Here is a 251-nt window from a genome sequence, read left to right as displayed (position 1 = left end):
ATATAATGCCCTCCGATATGTCCGTCAAGTCCGGTATTTTCCCAGTTTGGGTAATTTTCTGCTTTAGGTTTCAGCCCTGCTTCTTTGAGGTAAGGTGCCAAAAGCCTGTCAGGTTCCATAGACAGGATGTATTTCTTATCAGCCTGCATGGCTTTATTGAAAATACTTTCAGACAACTTCACATCTCTCAATGGGAAATAATGAATTTCCTGCTTTACCTGAGCAAAAGCTAATGATGCAAAACCTAATAA

The 251-nt window shown here is 39.8% G+C and carries 1 protein-coding gene; it reads right to left on the bottom strand.

Translation table 11 applies throughout. The features are described 5' to 3' along the window. Nucleotides 1-251, bottom strand: a 251-nt coding sequence (locus ACPYOJ_RS36080; RefSeq protein WP_481420491.1) for a beta-L-arabinofuranosidase domain-containing protein, incomplete at both ends; no start/stop codon positions are given.

This window comes from Rhizobium sp. SVR5-9E, assembly GCF_056755095.1.
Note: the sequence above shows the minus strand (reverse complement) of the source record. Positions and strands in the feature narration are given on the sequence as shown.